Below are 23,652 nucleotides of genomic sequence, written 5' to 3'. Positions count from 1 at the left end.
CGGCCGCGTCAGGCCAGTAACGCGACGATCAGCACGATGACGAGTGCCAGCACGATGATGCCGACCATGACGGCCATCGCGAGCGGCGCAGCCGCGACCAGTCGGCCGCGTAGATCCGTGGGGGCCTGCGGTCCGGTCAGCCCGTCGGTGAGCTGACGCAGCCAGGCGCGTCCGGCCGGGCGGGGGACGGAACCCAGCGGTGTGTTCGACTGCACCGCAGGAAGATCCGTGGCGGTCGTGGGAGTCAACCGGCGTCGGGGAATCGCCGCCGGGGCCGAGCGGTACGCCCAGTTCGGGATGGCGCCGTCGGAGGTCTTCACGGGTTCGCCGATCAGGGCGCCGGTCCGGCCGACCGCGTCGGAACCGAGCGCCACGGCCGCGAGGGCGTCCCGCGCCTGCGCCATCGTGGGACGGCGGGCCGGGTCGGGTTCGAGCATGTGCAGGAGCGTGTCGGTGAGCGGGCCGCTGAGGCTCGGCCGATAGATCTCGGCCTTTGCCACCCGGTGCAACAGCGCGATCGGATCGGTGTCGAGACCGAACGGCGGTTGCCCCTCGACGACGGTGTACAGCGTGGCGCCGAGTGAGAAGACGTCGCTGGCCTCGGTGGGGTCGTCGCCGCGGGCCACCTCCGGGGCGAAGTACGCGGGCGTTCCGGTGATGACGCCGGCCTTGCTACTCGGGGCGTCGCCCTTCGCGCGGGCGATACCGAAGTCGCTGATCTTCACGATGCCGAGTGCGTCGCCGCGGTCGGCGACGAGGATGTTTCCGGGCTTGATGTCGCGGTGCAGGATGCCGGCCGCGTGCGCGTCGGTGAGTGCCGCGGCGATCTGCGCGCCGATCTGCGCGACCTGGAGCGGCGGCAGGGTGTCGACGTAGCTCATGGCCTCGGCGAGGCTGCGCGAGGGTAGGTACTCCATGACGAGCCAGGGCTCGTCGGACTCGACCGCGACGTCGTACATGGCGATGGCGTGCTCGTGGGACAGTTGGGCGGCGTTGCGGCCCTCGCGCAGCGCGCGCTGCCGGACCTCGCGGGCCGCGGCGTCGTCCATTCCCGCGGTCGTGGTGACCTGTTTCACGGCCACCTCGCGGTCGAGCAGGGTGTCGTGAGCGAGCCACACCGCACCCATGCCGCCGCCGCCGAGCTTGGAACGCAGCCGGTACCTACCTGCCATCAGGTAGTCCGGTCCGACGACGGCCCGGCTTCGTCGGGGCTGTCCGGAGCGTTCCTGCTGAGTCACGTACCCGAGGTTAGTGGATACGCGGAGGTTCCCTTGACGTCCCGGCGTGGGGGCGCTTTACTGGTACCAGTTCGAAAGCATGTTCGAATCGAGATTTCGAGTGCTCGCGTCTTCCCCGCGTGGTGCCGAGAACCTGAAGAACCAGCGTTGTGTACCCGGGGAGCAGCCCATGACCGAACCCGCCCGACTGTCCGTATCGCCGGCCCGGCCCCGGATCGACGAGTCGGCCCCGTTGGCGGGGCTGACGCGGCAGCAACGCCTGGAGTACCTGCGCCGCCGGATGGCGGCGGTGCCGGCCCGCGGGGAAGCGGCGGACGGTCGTGAGGGCGCGGGCGGCGAACGGGTTCTCCCGGTTCCCGGGCCGCTGGCCGCGCTCCTGCCGCGAGGTGGTCTCACGCGCGGATCGGTGGTCGCTCTCTCCGGCGCGACCTCGCTGTTGCTGGGACTGCTGGCCTCGGTGACGTCGGACGGTGGGCATGCGGCGGTGATCGGCTTCCCGCGCCTGGGTCTGCTCGCGGCCGCCGAGATGGGTGCCGAGTTGCGCCGGTTGGCGTTCGTGCCGAACCCCGGTCCGGACCCGGTGGAGGTCGCGGCGGTGCTGCTCGACGGCATGGACCTGGTGGTGCTCGGGTTGGGTGGTGTCTCGGTGCCGCCGTCGCGGGCGCGGGCCGTGGTGGCCCGGGCGCGCAGCAAGCAGTCCACGTTGATCGTGACCGGCGGGGAGTGGGGTGGGGCCGAGGTCCGGTTGGAGGCGCGGGTGCGCGGGTACGACGGGGTCGGGTGCGGACCCGAGGCGGGGCGCGGCAGATTGCGTTCGGTCCGGTTGGCGGTGCGGGCCCAGGGTCGCTCGTTCCAATCGCGGACCGCGTGCCTCGACGTGCGGTCCACGCGGGGACGGGTCGAGTGGGTGCCGGAGGCGGTCGCTTTCGCGCCGGAGACGGTCGCTCGATGAGTGCGCGGGTACTCGCGGTGTGGTGTCCGGACTGGCCCGCCGTGGCCGCGGCGGCCGCAGCGGACCTCCCGGCCACCCGGCCGGTCGCGGTGTTCCTGGCCAACCGGGTGATCGCGTGCTCGGCGCAGGCCCGGGCGGAAGGGGTGCGACGCGGGCTCCGTCGTCGGGAAGCTCAGGCCAGGTGTCCGGAACTGCATGTGGCGCAGTCGGATCCGGAGCGTGACGCGCGGCTCTTCGAGTCCGTCGCAGCAGCTGTCGACGAGGCCGCGCCGGGGGTCGAGGTGCTGCGGCCCGGGCTGCTGGTGCTGGCGGCGCGCGGCGCTGTCCGGTACTTCGGATCCGAGGAGGCCGCCGCCGAGCGGATCGTGGACGCGGTCGCGGCGGCGGGCGCCGAATGTCAGATCGGGATCGCCGACGAGCTGTCCACCGCGGTGATCGCCGCACGCCGCGCTGCGCTGGTGCCGGCCGGGGGCGGCGCCCGATTCCTCGCTCCGTTGCCGATCGCGGAGATCGCAGCCGAACCCAGCCTCTCGGCGCCCGACCGCACCGACCTGGTCGATCTGTTGCGCCGGCTCGGGTTGCGCACCGTCGGGGCGTTCGCGGCGCTGTCCGCGGTGGATGTGGCGTCGCGGTTCGGGACCGACGCCGTCCGTGCGCACCGGGCCGCGCGCGGTGAGCCGGAGCGGCCGCCGTCGGCGCGGACGCTGCCCCCGGATCTCGAGGTGGAACAGCAGTGCGACCCGCCGATCGAGAGGGTCGACGCGGCGGCCTTCGCGGGGCGGGCGCTGGCGGAACGGTTGCACGCCAAACTCTCGGCCGCGTCGGTCGCGTGTACCCGGTTGCAGGTGTCGGCGAGCACCGGCAACGGCGAGCATCTGAGCCGGACGTGGCGCTGTGCCGAACCGTTGACTCCGGAGGGCACCGCGGACCGGGTGCGCTGGCAACTGGACGGCTGGCTCACCGGGCGCAGCGACTCGCGACCCACCGCCGGGATCACGGTGCTGAGCCTCGAGCCCGTCGAGGTGGTCGCGGCGGGCGCCCTGCAACTGGGGCTGTGGGGCGGGGTCGGTGAGGAGGACGAGCGGGCGCGGCGGGCGCTGGTCCGGGTACAGGGCCTGCTCGGTGGCGAGGCGGTTCAGGTGGGAGTGCTCAGTGGCGGAAGGGGGCCGATGGACCGAATTACATTGGTGCCGTTGGGGGACGAGCTGGTTTCCGAGACCGATCCGTCGGCGCCGTGGCCGGGCCGGATGCCCGAGCCGGCGCCGTCGACGGTGCTGCCGAACGTCCCCGTGGTGTCGCTCGAGGACCGCTCGGGAGCTCCGGTGCACGTGACCGAGCGGGGCGAGTTGGGTGCGGCGCCCACACTGCTGCGCTGGGGGAGTCGGGACTGGGGTGTGCAGGGCTGGGCGGGGCCGTGGTCGGTCGACGAGCGATGGTGGGACGCGTCGGCGGCGCGGGCGGCGTCCCGGGTGCAGGTTCTGCTCGCCGATTCGCGGGCCTTGCTTCTGATCTACGAGAGAGGAAGGTGGGGGGTGGAAGGCATCTACGAGTAATGCTGTGCACAGTACCCATAGGGGGTATAGGTTCTGTGAGTATGAACCCACACGGAGAAGAAGTTCACCAGGGTCACGCCGCACACGCCGGACATACCGATCACGCGGGCCACTCGGGTCACTCAGGTCACGCTGGGCACGGCGATCACGTCGCCCAGTTCCGCAGACTCTTCTGGATCATGCTGGTTCTCGCGATCCCGGTTGTCGGCGCCAACATGATGTTCGCCGACCTCGTCGGCTACACGTTGCCGGACAACCCGGCGGTGGAATGGATTTCGCCACTGCTCGGCACGGTCATGTTCGTGTGGGGCGGGCGACCCTTCCTCACCGGTGCGGTGAGCGAGATCCGCGCGCGTCAGCCCGGGATGATGCTGCTCATCGCACTCGCGATCACCGTCGCGTTCGTGTCGTCGTGGGGTTCGAGCCTGGGCCTGCTCGGGCACGACCTCGACTTCTGGTGGGAGCTCGCGCTCCTGATCGTGATCATGTTGCTCGGTCACTGGATCGAGATGCGTTCGCTCGGGCAGGCGTCGAGCGCGCTCGATTCCCTCGCCGCGCTGCTCCCCGACGAGGCCGAACGCATCGACGCCGACGGGACGGTCACCACCGTCTCGACTGCCGATCTGGCGACCGGTGACGTCGTCATGGTGCGTCCGGGCGGGCGCATCCCGGCCGACGGGCGGATCGTGGAGGGGGCCGGGGACCTCGACGAATCGATGATCACCGGAGAGTCGCGCACCGTACGCCGCGAACTCGGGGATCCCGTCGTGGCCGGTACCGTGTCGACCGATTCGGCACTGCGGGTCGAGATCACCGCGGTCGGCGAGGACACGGCGCTGGCCGGCATCCAGCGTCTGGTCGCGGAGGCACAGAACTCGTCGTCGCGGGCGCAGGTACTCGCCGATCGAGCCGCTGCGCTGCTGTTCTGGTTCGCGTTGGGTGCGGCGGTGATCACGCTGCTGGTGTGGTCCATCTTCGGCACGCCCGACGAGGCGATCACCCGCACCATCACGGTCCTCGTCATCGCGTGCCCGCACGCGCTGGGCCTGGCGATCCCGCTCGTGGTGTCGATTGCCACCGAACGGGCCGCCCGCGCCGGCGTGCTGATCACCGACCGGCGGGCGCTCGAGGCGATGCGCACCGTCGACACCGTCCTGTTCGACAAGACCGGCACCCTCACCAAGGGTGAGCCGGCACTCGTCGCCACCGGCGCGGTACCCGGTGTCGACGAGGACACCCTCGTCGCACTCGCCGCAGCTGTGGAACGTGACAGCGAGCACCCGCTGGGGCGGGCGATCGTCGCCGCGGCCGAGCACCGCGAATTGCGGATCCCGCAGGCCATCGCGTTCCAGGCCCGCAACGGGGTCGGCGTCACCGCAACCATCGACGGCGCCGAGGTGAGCGTCGGCGGGCCCGGCATGCTCGACAGTCACGGGGCCTCGGCGCTTCCGGTGTCGGAGGAGTGGGCGGCGCAGGGCTCCACCGTCCTGCACGTACTTCGCGACGGCCGCGTCGTCGGCGCGCTGGGGCTCGCCGACGAGATCCGCCCGGAGTCCCGCGACGCGATCGAGGCGCTGCACGCCCGCGGCGTGCGCGTGGTGATGCTGACCGGTGACGCGTACCCCGTCGCCCGTGCGGTCGGCGACGATCTCGGCATCGACGACGTGATCGCCGGGGTGCTGCCGCAGGACAAGGGGGCGAAGATCAAGGAACTGCAGGCCGCCGGACGCCGGGTCGCGATGGTAGGCGACGGCGTCAACGATGCACCCGCGCTCGCACAGGCCGACGTCGGCATCGCCATCGGCGCCGGCACCGACGTCGCGATCGCATCGGCGGGTGTGGTGCTGGTGAGCGACGATCCGCGTGCCGTGGTCTCGGTGATCGAGTTGTCGCACGCGACGTACCGGAAGATGGTGCAGAACCTGGCGTGGGCGGCTGGATACAACGTGATCTCGGTGCCCCTCGCGGCCGGTGTCCTCGCCCCGATCGGGTTCGTGCTGCCGATGGAGATCGGTGCGATCCTCATGTCGGCGTCGACGGTCGTGGTGGCGGCCAACGCCCAGTTGCTGCGCCGGTTGAACCTCACGCCGCAGCGGGCGACCCGGGCGGTTCCCGAACGAGAGCACGACTACGCTCGATGACCGTGCAGCTCACCGAGACGACGGTCACCCGCAGTGGTCACACGATTTCCTACCGTGACAGTGGCAGCACCTCCTCTGGGACGCATCAGGTTCCGGTGATCCTGGTGCACGGCATGGGCGGGGACAACCGCACATGGGACCGGTTCGCGCGGTCGATGACGGCGAGGGGGCGCCGGGTCCTCGCGGTGGACCTGCGCGGACACGGACGCAGTGCCCGGGCCGCGTCCTACCTGTTTGGCGAGTTCGGCGACGACATCCTGGGGCTGTGCGAGGACCTCGACTTCGACCGGGTCGATCTCGTGGGGCATTCGCTCGGTGGGCACGCGGTGTCGCTGGTCGCGCAGCAACAACCCGAACTGGTGCGTCGTCTGGTCCTCGAGGAGGCGCCGCTGCCGCTGCGGCCGGGTGATCCTGTTCCGAACTTCGCCGGCAGGCTGCCGTCGCTCGTCGAGTTGTGGCACGCAACCACCAGCATGCTGCGCAGCCCGCGTGCGGTGTGGGCGTTCGACCGGTCGATGACGGCGTCGGCCCTCACACAGTTCCACGAGCCCAATCCGCTGTGGTGGCAACGCCTCACGGACATCGAGGCGCGGACCCTGATCCTGCGCGGCGGACCCACCGGCATGGTCGACCCGGTACTGCTCGACGCCGCGGTCTCCGCGATCCGGGACTGCGAGGTGGTCTCGTTCGCGTGTGGGCACAGTATCCATCGGGATCGGTTCCGCGACTTCGAGAACGCGGTGCTGCCCTTTCTGATGGCGCCCTGAACCTGATGCGGCCCTGAAACCCGGCCCCGCGTGGCAGTATGCGGGACATGGGTTTCCGGGATGGGATGCGTGGTGGAAACGGCAAACTGATTGCCTGGTCGGTCGCCTTCGTGGTGTCGCAGGCGAACATCGCGCGTCTGCTCGGCCCGGTCGGGCCGAAGCTGTTGAAGACGCAGACGGCTTGGTCGGCGCACGCGTACCGAACGGTCCTCGACGGGATGGACCCTGCGGAGACCGAGCGCTACCGCAGCCACTTCTATCCGGACTTCGTGCACCCGATCGTCTACGCGGCGGCGTTGCGAGGCGGGGCACGGCGCCTCGACGAACTGGCGCCCCTGTCGCCGACGGCAAGGCGGGTGCTTCTCGCCGCGCCCGTCGTCGCGGCCGCGGGCGACTACATCGAGAACGTCGCCGGGCTGTACCTGCTCGATCACCGGTACCGGATCACCGACCGCACCATCCGCGCCACGACCGCGGTGAGCACCACCAAGTGGGTGCTCGCGCTGGGGTCGCTGGCCTACCTGACCCGCGGCTTCGCCCGGGTGTGGCGCGGGCGCTGACATGGCGGACGACCTGCCTGTCGAGCAGTTCTCGGACCCGGATGCGTTTCGGGAGTGGTTGCGCGCCAACACGTCCACATCGCCCGGAGTGTGGCTGAAGCTCGCGAAGAAGGGTTCGGAGCACACGACCGTCACCTACGCGGAGGCGGTGGAGGTGGCGCTGTGTTTCGGTTGGATCGACAGCCAGGCTCGTCGGCTCGACGACGACTTCCGCCTGCAACGGTTCACGCCCCGCCGCGCCCGCAGTCCGTGGTCGAAGCGCAACCGCGAGGCGGTGGAGGCGCTACTCGCGCGCGGGTTGATGGAGCCGTCCGGCCTCGCTGCAGTCGAGGCAGCCAAGTCCGACGGGCGGTGGGAGCGCGCCTACGACGGGCCCAAGGACGCCCAGGTGCCGCCCGACTTCGCCGCCGCGTTGGCCGCGAACCCGGCAGCGGAGGCGTTCTTCGCGACCCTCGACAGCCGCAACCGGTTCGCGGCGCTGTATCGCATCCAGGACGCCAAGCGTCCCGACACCCGGGCCCGGCGGATCGCCTCGTTCGTCGAGCAGTTCGCCGAGGGCCGGAAGTTCTACGGGTGAGGCGCACATTCGCGCTGGTAACCGGTGTACTCACGTGCGCACTCCTCGCTGCGTGTGACGGCGGCGACGTCTCTTATCGACCTCCCGTCGCCGCGACGTTCGACCGTGCCGATTGCCAGGCCCCCGACATCGAGCGACGGCTGACTGCACTCGTGGACGACGGTATCGACACCGGTCCGCCCGCCCAGGGCGTCGGCTACCCGCCCGCAGACTTCATGCCGGTCTCCGTCGTCCGCTGCGAGCGCGGCGAGAACTCGTCGGGTGCACTGACGATCGACAGTGTGCGGCTCGAGGGTGACATCGGGGCAGCGTGGGACGCCTTCCGGGAAGAATCCGAGCGGTTCCCCGAGGGCGCCATGGCGAGCTGTATACGTCAGACACCCTCGGTCGCAGTGTGGTTCGTCGACGACGAGGAGCGCGCAGTACGACCGGCGTGGCCATCCACGGGATGCGGACCCAAGGACGGCCCCATCGCTGCCCTCGCGAAACTGCGCGAGGTGGACCGGCAACGGCATGTCACTGCGCTGCGGGCGGACGATCCCGGCGTCTGCGACACCAAGTTCGGCTCGGCGTTCTCCACGACGACCGATGCGGACGTGCGGCCCGATTCCGAGGAGGAGCGGCGTGCCCGAATCTCCGACAAATCCGCGCTCGCCTTCCCGATCGACGGCATCGGTCGGCTGCAGGTGTGCCGATACCGCGAGACCGGTGGCGAGTCGACCCAGGAGTCGCGCTCGCGCCTGACGGTCCAGCAGAGTGCCGACGTCGTGCTCGGTGTCGTCGCAGCCCCGGCGGCCTCGGCGTGCTCACTCGTCGCGACCCGCACCGCCACGATTGCGCTGCTGCGCCCGGACGGTTCCGGCGGAGATCGGATCGACGTCGAACTCGACGGATGCACGCGGGCGACGGCGTTCGGCTTGCTGCGGCAGGTCGTGGTATCGGTCTCGGTGCTCGAAGTGATCGATGCCGGTACACAATGACGAGGTGAGTGAATCGGTACCCCAGGCTGGCCCCTTCACGTGTTCGGTGTTGTCCGCGGACGAACCGCTGCCCGGCACCGCGGCGCAGGTCGCAGGGTGGGTGTGTGTGGAGTATCCGGGCGCGTGGGGGCGGGACGTACTGGACGGGACTGCCCTGGGCCCCGAGTTGGCGGCCGCCCTGACGGATCGGGCCGATGCGGCCGGCGTTCGAATCATGTTCATCCGGCGTCCGGGGCGCACAGAGGACCGCGGCACCCGGACGGTCCTGCTGGCGAACTCGCATCCCGACGACGCGTGGTGCGAGCGGCTCGAGATCGGAGCGGTCGCCGACCTCCTCGACATCGACCTGACACGGATCGCCGGCCCCGCGCCGGGGCTGGGGGAGCGCGTCGACGGTCCGATAGTGCTGGTGTGCGCACACGGCAAGCGCGACCAGTGCTGCGCGGTCCTGGGGCGTCCGGTCGCGGCGACGCTCGCAGCGGAGTTCTCCGGCGACGTGTGGGAGTGCTCGCACACCGGCGGCCACCGCTTCGCGCCGTCGATGATCCTGCTACCGAGCGGCCAAACGTACGGCCGGCTCACCCCCGCCGAGAGCGGTCTCGCGGTGCGGGCCGCGCGCAGCGGCGAGGTCTACCTGCCCGGCCTGCGCGGCCGCAGCGTCTGGGGACAGCGCGGCCAGGTCGCGGAGGTGGCGGTCCGTCAGGGCGTGCCGGCCGGAATCGACGACCTGACGGTGGACGAGAGAGCGCATCATCCGGTGGTGAGCCACCGCGACGGGCGCCGCTGGCAGGTGACGGTCGAGCAGCGCGAACTGCCGGCCCGTCCGGCCAGCTGCGGCGCGGACGCCAAACCGGTCCGCCCGGTCGTCGCGGTCCACGTACGCGAACTCCCCGCCGAGGTTCCGGCGGGGAGTCCGATGTAGTTGTCCGTCAGCCCGATTCGGCGACGCGCGCCGCCGGACGGGCATGCGGCGACCCGATCGGAACCACCTTGCGTGGCGCGTGCGTGCGCTCCCGGATTCCGAAATTGTTGGAGAGAAATGATTCCGCGGAATCGTCGAGGATATTCATCCACTCGTCGTGCAACGGCGGGGCGACGGTTCCGGTCAGCGTCGACGTGTAGCTGCAGTTCCGGTAGCCCATGATGTCGTTCTTCTTGTCCTTCTTCCACTTCTTGAACAGCTCGCCCTGTTTTTCGACGTGGAATTCGGGGTAGTCGGTCCGGTCGACCAGATCGCGAATGTACGCCGCCTGGAAATCGATCTCTTCGACTGCGTTCTGCAGGTTTTCCTCGCGTTCGCGCCACGCGTCGATATCTCGCTCGCGGGCGTCGTGATCGGGCAATTCGATGCGATCGAGAATCACGTCGCGCACATACCAGGCCTGCGCGTCGAACATATTGAACGTGAAGTACTGGTCCTGCATGCCCAGGAAGAACAGGTGCGGATCAGCCTGCGAGACGACACCCTTGTAGATGCCGCGCGGGTACAGACGGTTGTTCGTCTTCAGAGTCAGCTCGTCGGGCAGGAACGGGAAGTGGTGGCGGTATCCGGTGCAGAGCACGATGGCGTCCACCTCACGGGTGCTGCCGTCCTGGAAGTGCACGGTGTTGCCGTCGATCGCGGTGAGCAGCGGCACCTCGGACAGACCCTCGGGCCAGTCGTGCCCCATCGGGCTCGTGCGGTAGCTGAAGGTGACCTCGGCGGCGCCGTACTTGAAGCACTGGGTGCCGATGTCCTCCGCGGAATAGCTGCTGCCGATCAGCAGGAGGCGCTTACCTGTGAATTCCCGCGCGTCACGGAAATCGTGCGCGTGCAGGACCCGTCCGGGGAAGTCCTCGATGCCGTCGAAATGGGGCACGTTCGGAGTGGAGAAATGTCCGGTTGCCACCACTACGTGATCGAACAGTTCGGTCTCGAGCACGTCCTTGCGGTGGTCGGCGACGGTCACCGCGAACCTGTCCGGGCCGTTCTCGGTCGGCACGCGTTCCACCCACCGGACGGCGGTGTCGAAGCGGATGTACTTGCGGACGTCGTCCTGATCCACCCGGCCCATGATGTAGTCGTGCAGCACCGCCCGCGGCGGATACGACGGAATGGGTCGGCCGAAATGTTCCTCGAAAGAATAGTCGGCGAACTCCAGGCACTCCTTCGGCCCGTTGGACCAGAGGAAGCGATACATGCTCCCGTGTACCGGTTCGCCGTGTTGGTCGAGACCCGTGCGCCACGTGTAGTTCCACATGCCGCCCAGATCGCTCTGCTTTTCGTAACAAACAATTTCGGGCATCGACCCAAGACCTGATTTACGTGCAGACTCGAATGCCCTCAACTGTGCGAGGCCACTCGGACCGGCTCCCAAAATCGCGATCCTTGGCGTCAAAGTTCTCTCCCTATTTTCGGTGATCCCTCCTATCTTGCTTAGCACAGCGAAAGACGGTTTGGCCAACTCGTGAATCGAAATTGTGTGCGATCGCGTCGGCGAAATTCACCCGTTCACCAGTGCAAACGCCTCACCAGTGCGCGCCCGGAATCAGCCGGGCGAGACGGCGCCCGAACCGCGCCGCCACGGCGGTCGGACCGGTCGGTCGAGGGGCGGGAGTGGACGAGTGAGGCTCGAGAGGCGCGGGGGTGCCGACCTCGGCTTCGGCCTCCCCGCGCGCCGCCGGCGAATCGGGGAATGCGTGATACATCTGCGACAGTGCGCGGTCCTTGAGGCGAGGCGCGAATATGCCGCCGAATTCGGCGAGAGTGCCGACGGGGACGTCGATGCGTTTGGGTTTCTCGATCAACGCGCGGACCACCATGGCGGCGGCCTTCTCCGGACTGGCGGCGGGCCCGGCGTTGTACTGACCGGTCGGCGCGATCATCGGGGTGCGCACCAGTGGCATGTGAATCGTGGTGAACGTGATGCCGTCCGATAACGTCTCGGCGGCGGCGACGTCCGCGAACGCGTCGAGCGCGGACTTGCTCGCGACGTACGCCGCGAATCGTGGTGTCCGGGCCTGGACGCCGGCGGTGCTGATGTCGACGATGTGACCGAAGCGGCGCTCACGCATGTGCGGCAGCAGCGCCAGCACCATGCGCACCGCGCCGAAGTAGTTGACCGCCATCGTGCGCTCGAAGTCGTGCAGTCGGTCGGTCGAGTGGTACAGGCCACGCCGGATGGAGCGGCCGGCGTTGTTGACGAGCATGTCGACGTGATCGTGTTCGGTCAGAATCGACTTCACCGTCCGCTCGACGGCCTCGCTGTCGGTGACGTCGCACTGGTAGGCGTACGCCGATCCGCCGGCCTCCCGGATCCCGGACACGACGGCGTCCAGTTCGTCGGCGCGGCGGGCCAGCAGCAACACGGTCGCGCCCTTGGCGGCGGTCGCGATCGCGGCGGCGCGTCCGATGCCGGAGGACGCCCCGGTGATGACGACGTTCCGGTTCACGAGGGGGCCGGCCGGGTCGTCACGTCGGGCACGGTCCGGGTCGAGATGCTCGCGCCAGTACGCCCACAGCTTCTCCGCGTACGACGGGAAGGGAGGCACCGCAATGCCGCTGTCCTGCAGGGCCTCTCGTGTTCGTTCCGTGGTGAACCGGGCCGGCAGGGTGAGGTGGTCGAGCATGACCGGCGGGACGCCCATGCGGCGCAGCGCGACGTCGCGGACCCCACGTACCTGCGCGGGCGGATCGAGCAACGGCCGGGCGAGAGCCCCGGGGAGATCGGCGACCGGGGTGGGCGCATGCGCGGCCTTCGCGAGTGCGGCATAGATCTGCCGAACCGGCTGGGCGTCCGGCGAGACGAGGTGGAACGTCCGGTGGTCGAGGCCCGGCCGCAGCATCAGCTCCACGATCGCGGCGGCGACGAAGTCCACCGGAACCACGTTGGTGTAGCCGAGTTTCGGGACGGCCACCGGCAGCGCGGACGGCAGCTTCGCGAGGGCGGCGAGCGCGGGGAAGAAGTAGTAGGGGCCGTCCACCTTGTCCATCTCGCCGGTGACCGAGCTCCCGACCACAGCTGCTGGACGATAGACCCGCCACGGAACGCCGGAGGTGCGCACCAGCCGCTCGGCCTCGAACTTGGTGCGGTGGTACGGCGTCGGGAAGTGCTGGCCGAGGTCGAAGTCGTCCTCGGTGAACCGGCCGGGGTGATCGCCGGCCACCGCGAAGGACGAGACGTGGTGCAGCGTCGCACCGAGTCCCGAGGCGAGGTCGATCACCGCCCGGGTGCCGTCGATGTTGGTCGACGCCTGCTCCTCGCCCGCGGCGAGGTCGTAGATCGCGCCGAGATGCAGCACGTGGTCGGCGGCCGGTGGCGGGGTCCGCAGCCCGAGCCCCGGCGCGGTGAGGTCGCCGACGAGTGCGTGGACCCGGGCGCGGTCGGGCCAGCGCTCGGCCGACCGCTCGAACTTCGACAGCGAACCGGGGCGGACGAGGACGTGCACCTGCGCCGACGGGTCCCGTTCGAGTAGCCGCTCGATCGTGTGCCTGCCGAGGAATCCCGTGCCGCCCGTGACGATGTACGTGGCCATACCCCGGAACTTACTCTGAAGTAAGGAGCGTCACCAGGGATACGCGAATCTCAGTGACCGAGTCCGACACGCGCGTGCACTCGCCGCATCCAGGCCGGGGCCCACCAGTTGGACTCACCCATCAGCTTGACCAGCGACGGCACCAGCAGCATCCGCACGACCGTCGCGTCGATGATCAGCGCGAGAATCATGCCGACGCCGAGGAACCGCATGATCGACAGCCCCGACACCGTGAAGGCGCCGGTGACGACGATGAGCAGCATCGCCGCCGCGGTGACGACCCGGCCGGTGCGTTCGGCTCCGATCCGGACGGCCTCCTCGGTGGTGGCGCCGGCTGCCCGGGCCTCCACCATCCGCGACATCAGGAACACCTCGTAGTCGGTGGACAACCCGAACACCACCGCGAGGATGAGCACCACGAACGTGGCCTCGAGCGGGGCCGGAGTGACACCGAGGAGTTCGGCGCCGTGCCCCTCCTGGAACACCCACGTGAGGACGCCGAACGTCGCGGCGAGGCTCAGACCCGCCATCGCGACGGCCTTGACCGGTAGCACCACCGATCCGAACGCCAGGAACATCAGCACCAGCGTCGAGAGCACCATGATCGCGATCATCGCGGGCAAGAAGCGCACGATCGCGGCGTTGCCGTCGTCGACGGATGCCTGCCCGCCGCCGACGAGCAGTTCGGTGCCCGGTGGGGCCTCGATCGCCCGCAGGCCCTGCACGGCGTCGCCGGCCGCGCCGCCCTCGACACCCTCGGCGTAGAGGGCCTGGATCGCGGTCACGTCGTTCTTCGTCGCGAGCACGACGGCCTGCGAGATGCCGTCCACCTGCTTGGCCTCGGCGACGACCCTCGACAGATCACCCGGGGATGCGGGTGCCCCGCCGGGGCCGCGCAGGACCAGCGTCGCTCCTTCGCCGGTCGACGGGAACTCGGTCGCGAGGGTCTCGGTGGCGATGCGGGCCGGATCGTCGGCCGGCAGTGCGGTGTAGGTGATCTCGCCGAGTGTCGCCTTCGTCAGCGGCGCGGCGAGCACCAGCAGGCCCGCGGTGATGCCGACCGCGACGACCGCCGGTCGCCTCATCACCTTCGTGACGACACCGCCCCAGAAGCGCTGTGCGCGTTCCTCGCCGCGTTGCGCCGCACCCTTACGCCACGACAGTGCGTCGATGCGGTGTCCGAGGATCGCGAGCAGCGCGGGCAGGACGGTCAGCGACAGCACCGCCGCACCCGTCACGGCTGCGATCGCGCCGAAACCGAGCGAGCGGATCACCGCCTGCGGGAACACCAGCATGCCCGCGAACGCGCACACCAGCAGCAGACCCGAGAACATCACGGTGCGACCGGCCGTCAGCACGGTCCGGCGGGCCGCGTCGGCGGGCGCCGCTCCTGTCGCCAACTCCTCACGGAAGCGACTGACGATGAACAGGCCGTAGTCGATCGCCAGCCCCAGCCCGATGAGCGACGCGACGTTGAGCGCGAACGAACTGACCTCGGTCACCCCGGTGAGCAGGCGCAGGATGCCCAGTGAACTGAGGACCGAGAGCAGTCCGACGAACACCGGGACGGCGGCCGCGGCCACCCCGCCGAACACGAACACCAACAGCACCAACGTGATCGGAATCGCGATGGCCTCGGCGCGGACCAGGTCGGCCTGCAACCGGTTGCTGAGCGAGACCCCGACCACGGCCCCACCCGCGAATTCGGATTCCACCCCGTCGATCTCGAGCCTCGGCAGCAGGTCGCCGAAATTGGCGACGGTCACCTCCGCGTCGGGCGAGAGCACGATCGACGCGGCCACCTTCGTCCCGTCGTTCGAGAGCAGCAACTGTTTCGCCGGCGGGACAGCGGTCCAGTACGACGTCACCGACTGGGTCGGCACGTCGGCCGCGAACCGGTCGAGGGTCTCGGTGACGACCGGCTCCAGCTCGGCGAGGGTCTGCCCCGCAGGGACCGTGTAGATCGCGACGATGTCGGGATCCTGGCGGCCGAAGTTGTCGTCGACGATCTTCGACACCTGTGCCGATTCGCTTCCCGGATCGGTGTAGCCGCCCTGACTGAGTTTGGAGAACACGCCGGTGCCCCAGATTCCCGCCACCACGGCGGCGATCAGAACGACCGCCAGTACCCACCATTTGCGTGCAACGACGATCGAGGCCCAGCGTGTCATTCCCGCGACTCTAGCGACCGACCCGGCCCGTCATCTCCGTCCAGGGGCGCCACCCGTCGATCCCCGGCGTCGTCCACTGAGACCATCGTGGGCATGGATGACGTTCGAGTGTGCTTCGTCGGTGACTCCTTCGTTGCGGGAGTGGGAGATTCCGAGTTCCTCGGCTGGGCGGGTCGACTCGCGGCGGGGTCCCCGGCGACGGCGCTGACGGCCTACAACCTCGGGGTGCGACGGCAGACGTCGAGTGACATCCGGGGCCGTTGGCGGGACGAGTGCGCGCAGCGCCTGCCTGCGGGTGTCGACCGGCGCGTGGTGTTCTCGTTCGGCGTCAACGACACGACCGTCGAGGGTGGCGCGCCGCGTGTCGACCCGCACGTGTCCGTGGAGAATCTCGCCGCGATGCTCGCGGGGTGTGCGGCGCGCGGATGGCGGGCGCTGGTCGTGGGACCGCCGCCGATCGACGACGCAGATCAGAATGCGCGCACGGCCGCGCTCGACCGGCGGTTCGCCGCGGTCTGCCGGTCTGCCGGTGTCGAGTACGTTCCGGTCCTCGACGCCCTCGTCGCCGACCCGGTCTGGATGCAGCAGGTGCGGGACGGGGACGGAGCCCACCCGGACAGCGGCGGATACCGGACGCTCGCGGCGCTGGTGCGCCCCGTGTGGGAGGAGTGGACGACCATGGTCCGATCCGAGGGCCGGTAACCTTCCGCGACGGGACTGCGCTACCTATGCTCCGGGTGTGCTGTCGACCTTCGATCCCCGGACCCCACGTGAGCGGGGCGCCGGATCCGTCACAGACTGGGACGAGATCAAGCAGTGGTCGGACGCGGTGTACATGCCGTACTCGGTGCGGCCGGTGGGGCGCGGACTAGTCCCCGCGTCCGACATGTTCTCGGTGAAGATCGCCGAGATGACGCTCACCCGGTTCAGCTACGGGATTCCGGTGGCGCTGAGCGAATTCGAGCCCGAGGCCGGCAACGTCCTGGTGCTCACCACCTTGAATGGGCGGACACGGCACGAAGTGACCACGAAGTCCAGCGTCGACCTGAGGTCCGGACAGACGTTCGTCGTCGACTGCAGTCGGGTCGACTACGGGTTTGCCGCCGACGCCGACCATCTTCAGCTCAACCTCACGATCCCGCACCGGTTGTTGGCCGATTTCGCGCTGCGGTGGTGGGGGCGGGCTCCCGACGACCGGCTGTGGCGGCACAAGTGCGTCGTCGGCGGCCCGGGTAGCCCATGGTTGGCGTTGTTGGACTACGCTTCGCGCACCCTGGCGACGGACCGGGATACGATCGCGCACCGTCGCATCGGAACGAATCTGCAGGAAATCATCGCGGCACAGGTGCTCGAGGAATGGGCGGCGAGTGCGGGTGTCGACCCGGCGCCGGCCCCGGCAGTGCCCGCGCCCGGCTACGTCAGGCGGGCGGTGCGATACATCGAAGACAACGCTCGCGACCTTCCGACGGTGGCCGAGGTAGCCCAGGAGGTCGGTGTCAGCGTCCGGGCGCTGTCCGGCGGATTCCGCGAATACCTCGGGATCACCCCGCGGGACTGTCTGCGCGAGCACCGGCTGGAGGGAGTGCGGCGAGAGCTGTCCTCCCATGCGACGACGACGGTCGCCGCGGCCGCGGGTGCGTGGGGGTACGTCAACATGGGTGTCTTCGCCGCGGCTTACCGGCAACGGTTCGGTGAGAACCCGTCCGACACCCTGCGTCGCGGAAGGAAGTGACGCCGATCACGAATATCTGCCGGTTCGAGACGGTGATTGCCGATCGAGGACGCGGGCGCCGCGGAAATCCCCCTAGGTTGCTCTCCTGTACGAGGTCATTGACGGGAGATGAACTGTGGAACAACGTGATTCGAAGCTGAACTCCGTGCTCGACGGCGTGACGGGTGCCGGTGCCGGGCAGATACCCGGTGTGGTCGCGATGCTGACCGACCGGAACGGGACCATGTACGAGGGTTCGGCCGGAGTTCGGTCGATACTCGACGCGCGGCCGATGACACCCGACACCGTGTTCGCCATGTTCTCGACGACGAAAGCGATCACCGGCACCGCCGTGCTGCAGTGCGTGGAGGAGGGGCTCCTCGATCTCGACGCTCCGGCGTCGAACTACCTGCCGGAGATCGGGAAACTCGAAGTGATCGACGGCTTCGATGCGCAGGGGGCGCCCGTGCTGCGGGCACCCCGACGCGCGATCACGACGCGCATGCTGCTGCTGCACACTGCCGGATTGGGTTACCCGTTCTTCGACGAGACGTACCACCGGTTGACGGTCGAGCACGGCTGGCCGAGCGTCATCACCGGCACCAAGGCCGCGCTGACGACGCCGCTGCTGTTCGATCCGGGTGAGCGCTGGCAGTACGGATCGAACATCGACTGGGCAGGGCTGGTCGTCGAGGCTGTGCGGGGCGAGCGACTGGGCGACGTGATGTCCGAGCGCATCTTCACCCCCTTGGGGATGTCGGACACGGCCTTCCGGCTCGACGAGGCGATGGAGCAGCGGCGGGCGACGATCCATCAGCGGCGGGCGGACGGGGTGCTCGAACCGCTCGACCTGGTGTTGCCGCAGGATCCCGAGGTGCACATGGGTGGTCACGGGCTGTACTCGACCGTCGGGGACTACACCAGGTTCCTCCGCATGTGGTTGAACGACGGTATGGGTGACCATGGCCGCGTCCTCGAGGCAGCAACAGTCGAGCGGGCTGTCCTGAGCGGGCTGGACGGGCAGCAGGTGACGATGCTGCCCGGCGTCGAACCGGAGCTGTCCAACGACGCCGAGTTCTTCCCCGGGCAGCGTAAATCGTGGGCGTACACGTTCATGGTCAACGACGAGCCGGCGCCGACCGGCCGGCCGGCGGGCTCGCTCGCCTGGGCTGGGCTCGCGAACCTCTATTACTGGATCGATCGGCAGAACGGCATCGCAGGTATGTGGGCCGCGCAGGTTCTGCCCTTCGCGGACCGCGCATCACTCGACGGCTACCTCGAGTTCGAAGCGGCTGCCTATCGCACGCTGGGGCCGTAGGGCCACCGTCCGGCAGGGGTGCTCGCGTTGACCCTGCCGGGCACACGTGCCACACTCGAACATGAGTTCGAAAGATGCGTCTTCCCCTCCGCGTCTTCCTGTACGCGCAGGCGTGTGTCCTGCGGGAAGGTGGCAGTTGGATGGGTTGGGGCCACGGTCCGCCGACGTGGGCGGAGATGGAACGGGTGCTGTCGGGGCGCCCGCGGCACGAGTCGCAGTTCCCGGGCGACGGCGGCGACAGCCCGGCGTGGTCCCGCAAGCGCGGCGCCTACCTGGCCGACGGTGCGGTTCGCCCGGTCGGTGCCACCGTTCCGTACGCCGAGCTGCACACCCACTCGGCCTTCAGCTTCCTCGACGGTGCCAGCCCGCCCGAGGAACTCGTCGAGGAAGCCGTGCGGCTCGGGCTGGACGCGATCGCGCTCACCGACCACGACGGCATGTACGGCGTGGTCCGGTTCGCCGAGGCCGCGAAGGAGCTGGGCATGCGGACGGTGTTCGGGGCCGAACTGTCCCTCGACGCCACCCCGCGCACCGGCACCCCCGACCCCGGCGGCACGCATCTTCTGGTGCTGGCTCGCGGGCAGGAAGGGTACCGGCGGCTGTCGCGGCAGATTGCGGCCGCGCACCTGGCCGGTGGGGAGAAGGGCAAGCCCCGCTACGACTACGACGCGCTCACGGAGGCGGCGGGCGGGCACTGGCAGATCCTCACCGGGTGCCGCAAGGGGCACGTGCGCAGTGCACTCGCCGCCGGCGGTCCCGACGCCGCCGAAGCTGCGCTGCGCGACCTCGTCGACCGGTTCGGGGCCGATCGGGTCACCGTCGAACTCACCCATCGCGGCCTGCCGGAGGACGACGAGATCAACGCGGCGCTCGCGGAAATCGCCACGCGACAGCAGCTTCCCGTGATCGCGTCGACTGCGGCGCACTTCGCCGGTCCACACCGACGACGGCTGGCGATGGCGATGGCCGCCGTGCGGGCCAGGCAGAGCCTGGACGAGGCGGCGGGCTGGCTCGCGCCCACCGGCGGTGCGCACCTGCGGTCCGGGGCCGAGATGGTGCGGCTGTTCGCGCAGTGCCCCGAGGCGGTGGCGGGCGCCGCCGCGCTGGGGCTCGAGTGCGCGTTCGATCTGCGGCTCATCGCGCCGAAACTCCCGCCGTTCGACGTCCCGGACGGGCACACGGAAGCGAGCTGGCTGCGCGAGCTGACCATGCAGGGGGCACGCCGGCGGTACGGGCCACCGTCGGCGAACCCGGCCGCATACGCGCAGATCGAACACGAACTCGACATCATCGAACGGCTGACCTTTCCCGGCTACTTCCTCGTGGTCCACGACATCGTCTCGTTCTGCAAGGGCAACGACATCCTCTGCCAGGGAAGGGGTTCGGCCGCCAACTCGGCGGTCTGCTACGCGATCGGCATCACCAACGTCGACCCGGTGCGCAACAAGCTGTTGTTCGAACGGTTCCTCTCGCCCGAGCGGGACGGCCCGCCCGACATCGACGTCGACATCGAATCCGATCGACGCGAGGAGGCCATCCAGCACGTCTACACCAAGTACGGCCGCGAGTACGCCGCGCAGGTCGCCAACGTCATCACCTACCGCGGCAAGTCGTCGGTGCGGGACATGGCCCGGGCGCTCGGCTTCTCGCAGGGCCAGCAGGACGCGTGGAGCAAGCAGGTCAGCCGGTGGACCGGCGTCGGCCAGGAGACCGACACCGACATCCCGCCGGCCGTGCTGGAGCTGGCCGCGCAGATCGAGGGCTTTCCCCGGCACCTCGGCATCCACTCCGGCGGCATGGTGATCTGCGACCGGCCCATCGCCGACGTGTGCCCGGTGGAATGGGCGCGCATGGAGAATCGCAGCGTTCTGCAGTGGGACAAGGACGACTGCGCCGCAGTGGGATTGGTGAAGTTCGACCTGCTCGGCCTCGGCATGCTCTCGGCGCTGCACTACATGATCGACCTGGTCGCCGAACACAAGGGGATCGAGGTGGACCTGGCGCAGCTCGACCTGTCCGAGCAGGCGGTCTACGAGATGCTGCAACGCGCCGACTCGGTGGGGGTGTTCCAGGTGGAGTCGCGAGCCCAGATGGCGACACTGCCGCGCCTGAAGCCTCGCAACTTCTACGACCTCGTCGTCGAGGTCGCGCTCATCCGGCCCGGGCCGATCCAGGGCGGTTCGGTGCATCCGTACATCCGGCGCCGCAACGGTCGCGAGCCCGTCGTCTACGACCATCCGTGTCTCGAGAAGGCGCTGGCGCGCACGTTGGGGGTGCCGCTGTTCCAGGAGCAGCTCATGCAGATGGCTGTCGACGCCGCCGGTTTCAGCGCCGCCGAAGCCGACCAGCTGCGGCGCGCGATGGGCTCCAAGCGGTCGCCCGAGAAGATGGAACGCCTGCGCGGGCGGCTCTACGACGGCATGCGGGAGTTGCACGGCATCACCGGCGACGTCGCCGACCGGATCTACGAGAAGCTGCACGCGTTCGCGAACTTCGGCTTCCCCGAGAGTCATTCGCAGTCCTTCGCGTCGCTCGTCTTCTACTCGTCGTGGTTCAAGCTGCACCACCCGGCGGCGTTCTGCGCGGGCCTGCTGCGTGCGCAGCCGATGGGCTTCTACTCGCCGCAATCCCTCGTCGCCGACGCCCGCCGGCACGGGGTGCGAGTGCACGGGGCCGACGTCAACGCGAGCCTCGCGCACGCCACCCTCGAAGCATGCGGCACCGAGGTGCGGCTGGGGTTGGGAGAGGTGCGCGGCATCGGTGACGCGCTCGCCGACCGTATCGTCGCGGCCCGGGCGGAGGACGGGCCGTTCCGGTCGATCCTGGATCTGACCGGTCGGATCGACCTGACCACGGGGCAGGTCGAGTCCCTCGCGACGGCCGGAGCGTTGAGCTGCTTCGGTCTGTCCCGGCGCGAGGCGCTGTGGGCGGCCGGCGCCGCGGCGGGGGAGCGCCCGGACCGGTTGCCGGGGATGGGGGCGTCCACCCGTGCGCCGGCCCTGCCGGGTATGAGCGACCTCGAACTCGCCGCCGCCGACGTCTGGGCGACGGGCGTCTCGCCCGACAGCTACCCGACGGAGTTCCTGCGCCCGCAACTCGACGCGCTGGGAGTGCTGCCGGCGTCGCGACTGCTCGACGTCCCGGACGGGGACCGGGTGCTGGTCGGGGGAGCGGTGACCCATCGGCAACGGCCCGCCACCGCGGCCGGGGTGACCTTCGTCAACCTCGAGGACGAGACCGGAATGGTCAACGTCGTGTGTTCGGTTGGGCTGTGGGCGAGGTATCGCAAACTCGCCACCAGCGCCCCGGCGTTGCTTGTGCGGGGGAAGGTGCAGAACGCGGAGGGTGCGGTGACCGTGGTCGCGGACCATCTGCAGCTGATGGACCTGCGGATGGCGAGTAGGTCGCGGGACTTCCGCTGAGAGCAGCTTCACACCCTCTCGGATACCCCCTGGGGTATAGTCGGTCGCAACATTGAGGAGGTAGATCGTGAAGGTTGTCATCGTCGGAGGTGTCGCCGGCGGAATGTCCGCGGCCACCCGCATGCGTCGTCTGGACGAGTCGGCGGAGATCGTCGTCTTCGAGCGCGGCGCGCACGTGTCGTTCGCGAACTGCGGTCTGCCCTACTACGCCGGTGGCGTCATCGAGGACCGCGACGAACTGCTGTTGCAGACGCCCGAGAGTCTCGGAGCCCGTTTCCGCCTCGACGTCCGCGTCCGCAGTGAGGTCGCCGCGATCGATCCCGACGCCCGCACCGTCACCGTCCACGACCTCGCGTCGGGAGACACCTACGTCGAGAGCTACGACGAACTGGTGCTGAGCACCGGCGCGAGCCCCATCGTGCCGCCGCTGCCCGGCGTCGAACGCGCGCTGATCCTGCGCGACGTCGAGGACGTCGACCGGTTGGTGGAACAGATCGAGTCGGCGCAGACGTCCGGGGCGCCCAGCGCCGTCATCGTCGGTGCCGGTTTCATCGGCGTCGAACTGGCCGAGAACCTGCGCCACCGCGATCTCGCGGTCACCGTCGTCGAACTCGCCGACCAGGTGCTGGCGCCGCTCGACCCCGAGATGGCGGCACCCGTCGCCGACCGGATGCGCGAGAACGGCGTGCGCCTCGAACTCGGCACCCAGCTGACCTCGATCGGGGCGACCACCGCCGAACTGGCGGACGGACGCACGCTCCCGGCGGACATCGTCGTCATGGCGATCGGTGTCCGGCCCGAGAACACGCTCGCGAAGATGGCGGGCGCGGAGCTGGGGGAGCGCGGCGGCGTGGTGGTCGACGACCGGATGCGCACCTCGGTCCCGCATATCTTCGCCGTCGGCGACGCCGTCGAGAAGCGTGACGCGGTGGGCGGCGGGGTCGCGATGATCCCGCTCGCCAACCCGGCGAACCGACAGGGTCGTCTCGTGGCCGACGTCATCGCCGGCCGTCCGGTGCGGGCCACGTCGTCGTCCGGTACCGCGGTCGTCGGGGTGTTCGGGCTGATCGTCGCCGCGACTGGCTGGAACGAGAAGCGGCTTCGCGCGGCGGGTCGTGCCTACCGGGCGATTCACACCCATCCGCAGTCGCACGCCGGGTACTACCCGGGTGCGCAGCAGATGGCGATCAAGCTGCTCGTCGACCCCGAGACGGACGCCATCCTCGGAGCCCAGGCCGTGGGCGGCGAGGGCGTGGACAAGCGCATCGACATCATCGCCACCGCGATGGCCGGTGGGCTGACCGCGTCGGACCTGGCCGACTTGGAACTGGCGTATGCGCCGCAGTTCGGTTCGGCCAAGGATCCGGTGAACATGCTCGGCTACATCGCCGACAACCTGCGCACCGACTCCACCCGCACGGTCCAGTGGCACGAACTCGATACGCTGGTCGCCGGTGGCGCGTCGCTCGTCGACGTCCGCACCGCCGACGAGTTCGCGGCCGGCGCCGTCCCGGGCGCCGTCAACGTCCCGCTCGACGAGCTCAGGGACCGGGTCGGCGAACTGCCGGCCGGCGACCTGATCGTGCACTGCCAGGTGGGCCAGCGCGGCCACACCGCAGTGCGCCTGCTCGCCGGGTTGGGCCGACCCGCGGCCAACCTCGACGGCGGCTACAAGACGTGGGACGCAGGGCAGCGCGCGAAGGCGCCGGCCGGCGTCTCGTGAACCCCTGAACACTCGGAAGGAACC

Annotated in this window: 17 protein-coding genes; 13 read left to right on the top strand and 4 right to left on the bottom strand. The window is 69.7% G+C overall.

Annotation, left to right across the window (positions count from 1 at the left end):
* Nucleotides 1-8: 8 nt before the first annotated feature.
* Nucleotides 9-1,238 carry a serine/threonine-protein kinase gene (locus C7H75_RS18180; protein ID WP_005518506.1) on the bottom strand — a complete coding sequence of 410 codons (1,230 nt, stop codon included), beginning with the start codon at nucleotides 1,236-1,238 and terminating at the stop codon, nucleotides 9-11.
* Nucleotides 1,239-1,407: 169 nt separating this feature from the next.
* Here C7H75_RS18180 and imuA' point away from each other — a divergent pair, with 169 nt between their 5' ends.
* The 8 genes from imuA' to C7H75_RS18140 all read left to right on the top strand — a co-directional run bounded on the left by imuA' (nucleotide 1,408) and on the right by C7H75_RS18140 (nucleotide 9,690).
* Nucleotides 1,408-2,190: a DnaE2-dependent mutagenesis accessory factor ImuA' gene (gene imuA' / locus C7H75_RS18175; protein WP_226347369.1), complete on the top strand. Its 783-nt coding sequence runs from the start codon at nucleotides 1,408-1,410 to the stop codon at nucleotides 2,188-2,190.
* Nucleotides 2,187-3,743: a DNA polymerase Y family protein gene (locus C7H75_RS18170; RefSeq protein ID WP_106852038.1), complete on the top strand. Its 1,557-nt coding sequence runs from the start codon at nucleotides 2,187-2,189 to the stop codon at nucleotides 3,741-3,743. The genes imuA' and C7H75_RS18170 overlap by 4 nt, the downstream gene beginning before the upstream one ends.
* Before the next feature lie 41 nt (nucleotides 3,744-3,784).
* A complete protein-coding gene (locus tag C7H75_RS18165) occupies nucleotides 3,785-5,884 on the top strand; it encodes a heavy metal translocating P-type ATPase (protein WP_106851666.1) in 2,100 nt (699 codons plus the stop codon).
* The gene (locus C7H75_RS18160; protein ID WP_013416837.1) at nucleotides 5,881-6,651 is read left to right on the top strand and encodes an alpha/beta fold hydrolase; all 771 of its coding nucleotides are present in this window, start codon (nucleotides 5,881-5,883) and stop codon (nucleotides 6,649-6,651) included. The genes C7H75_RS18165 and C7H75_RS18160 overlap by 4 nt, the downstream gene beginning before the upstream one ends.
* 38 nt (nucleotides 6,652-6,689) lie before the next feature.
* Nucleotides 6,690-7,211: a hypothetical protein gene (locus tag C7H75_RS18155; protein ID WP_106851665.1), complete on the top strand. Its 522-nt coding sequence runs from the start codon at nucleotides 6,690-6,692 to the stop codon at nucleotides 7,209-7,211.
* Nucleotide 7,212: 1 nt separating this feature from the next.
* A complete protein-coding gene (locus tag C7H75_RS18150; protein WP_064076633.1) occupies nucleotides 7,213-7,788 on the top strand; it encodes a YdeI/OmpD-associated family protein in 576 nt (191 codons plus the stop codon).
* A gap of 152 nt (nucleotides 7,789-7,940) precedes the next feature.
* A complete protein-coding gene (locus C7H75_RS18145; protein ID WP_159025987.1) occupies nucleotides 7,941-8,768 on the top strand; it encodes a hypothetical protein in 828 nt (275 codons plus the stop codon).
* The gene (locus C7H75_RS18140; protein WP_081186887.1) at nucleotides 8,752-9,690 is read left to right on the top strand and encodes a ferredoxin family protein; all 939 of its coding nucleotides are present in this window, start codon (nucleotides 8,752-8,754) and stop codon (nucleotides 9,688-9,690) included. The genes C7H75_RS18145 and C7H75_RS18140 overlap by 17 nt, the downstream gene beginning before the upstream one ends.
* 7 nt (nucleotides 9,691-9,697) lie before the next feature.
* On the opposite strand, the gene C7H75_RS18135 is transcribed toward C7H75_RS18140, so the two are convergent.
* The 3 genes from C7H75_RS18135 to C7H75_RS18125 form a co-directional block, all read right to left on the bottom strand.
* Nucleotides 9,698-11,146, bottom strand: coding sequence for a trimethylamine monooxygenase (locus C7H75_RS18135; RefSeq protein ID WP_013416833.1), 1,449 nt, complete (start codon nucleotides 11,144-11,146; stop codon nucleotides 9,698-9,700).
* A 130-nt stretch (nucleotides 11,147-11,276) separates the two neighbouring features.
* Nucleotides 11,277-13,283, bottom strand: a complete 2,007-nt coding sequence (locus C7H75_RS18130) for an SDR family oxidoreductase (RefSeq protein ID WP_106851663.1) — start codon at nucleotides 13,281-13,283, stop codon at nucleotides 11,277-11,279.
* Between the two features lie 50 nt (nucleotides 13,284-13,333).
* A complete protein-coding gene (locus C7H75_RS18125; protein WP_064079755.1) occupies nucleotides 13,334-15,454 on the bottom strand; it encodes an MMPL family transporter in 2,121 nt (706 codons plus the stop codon).
* A 93-nt stretch (nucleotides 15,455-15,547) separates the two neighbouring features.
* Here C7H75_RS18125 and C7H75_RS18120 point away from each other — a divergent pair, with 93 nt between their 5' ends.
* The 5 genes from C7H75_RS18120 (at nucleotide 15,548) to C7H75_RS18100 (ending at nucleotide 23,628) form a co-directional block, all read left to right on the top strand.
* Nucleotides 15,548-16,156 carry a DUF459 domain-containing protein gene (locus C7H75_RS18120; RefSeq protein WP_233281791.1) on the top strand — a complete coding sequence of 203 codons (609 nt, stop codon included), beginning with the start codon at nucleotides 15,548-15,550 and terminating at the stop codon, nucleotides 16,154-16,156.
* A gap of 37 nt (nucleotides 16,157-16,193) precedes the next feature.
* On the top strand, nucleotides 16,194-17,186 hold the full coding sequence (locus C7H75_RS18115) for an AraC family transcriptional regulator (RefSeq protein WP_005518527.1): 993 nt from the start codon (nucleotides 16,194-16,196) through the stop codon (nucleotides 17,184-17,186).
* A gap of 115 nt (nucleotides 17,187-17,301) precedes the next feature.
* Nucleotides 17,302-18,483 (top strand): methyl acetate hydrolase AcmB, encoded by a 1,182-nt coding sequence (gene acmB / locus C7H75_RS18110; RefSeq protein ID WP_005518528.1) that lies wholly within the window; start codon nucleotides 17,302-17,304, stop codon nucleotides 18,481-18,483.
* Between the two features lie 140 nt (nucleotides 18,484-18,623).
* A complete protein-coding gene (locus tag C7H75_RS18105; RefSeq protein WP_037086104.1) occupies nucleotides 18,624-21,905 on the top strand; it encodes an error-prone DNA polymerase in 3,282 nt (1,093 codons plus the stop codon).
* A 64-nt stretch (nucleotides 21,906-21,969) separates the two neighbouring features.
* Nucleotides 21,970-23,628 carry an FAD-dependent oxidoreductase gene (locus tag C7H75_RS18100; protein ID WP_198285461.1) on the top strand — a complete coding sequence of 553 codons (1,659 nt, stop codon included), beginning with the start codon at nucleotides 21,970-21,972 and terminating at the stop codon, nucleotides 23,626-23,628.
* Nucleotides 23,629-23,652 lie beyond the last annotated feature (24 nt).

The organism is Rhodococcus (subgen. Prescottella) equi (assembly GCF_003013675.1).
Classification (GTDB): domain Bacteria; phylum Actinomycetota; class Actinomycetes; order Mycobacteriales; family Mycobacteriaceae; genus Prescottella; species Prescottella equi.
Note: the sequence above shows the minus strand (reverse complement) of the source record. Positions and strands in the feature narration are given on the sequence as shown.

Coding starts and splice junctions, on each gene's coding strand:
- C7H75_RS18105 (WP_037086104.1), top strand. CDS start 18,624: ATGGGTTGGGGCCACGGTCCGCCGACGTGGGCGGAGATGGAACGGGTG.
- C7H75_RS18130 (WP_106851663.1), bottom strand. CDS start 13,283: ATGGCCACGTACATCGTCACGGGCGGCACGGGATTCCTCGGCAGGCAC.
- C7H75_RS18155 (WP_106851665.1), top strand. CDS start 6,690: ATGCGGGACATGGGTTTCCGGGATGGGATGCGTGGTGGAAACGGCAAA.
- C7H75_RS18170 (WP_106852038.1), top strand. CDS start 2,187: ATGAGTGCGCGGGTACTCGCGGTGTGGTGTCCGGACTGGCCCGCCGTG.
- C7H75_RS18125 (WP_064079755.1), bottom strand. CDS start 15,454: ATGACACGCTGGGCCTCGATCGTCGTTGCACGCAAATGGTGGGTACTG.
- C7H75_RS18140 (WP_081186887.1), top strand. CDS start 8,752: ATGCCGGTACACAATGACGAGGTGAGTGAATCGGTACCCCAGGCTGGC.
- C7H75_RS18150 (WP_064076633.1), top strand. CDS start 7,213: ATGGCGGACGACCTGCCTGTCGAGCAGTTCTCGGACCCGGATGCGTTT.
- imuA' (WP_226347369.1), top strand. CDS start 1,408: ATGACCGAACCCGCCCGACTGTCCGTATCGCCGGCCCGGCCCCGGATC.
- C7H75_RS18120 (WP_233281791.1), top strand. CDS start 15,548: ATGGATGACGTTCGAGTGTGCTTCGTCGGTGACTCCTTCGTTGCGGGA.
- C7H75_RS18160 (WP_013416837.1), top strand. CDS start 5,881: ATGACCGTGCAGCTCACCGAGACGACGGTCACCCGCAGTGGTCACACG.
- C7H75_RS18165 (WP_106851666.1), top strand. CDS start 3,785: ATGAACCCACACGGAGAAGAAGTTCACCAGGGTCACGCCGCACACGCC.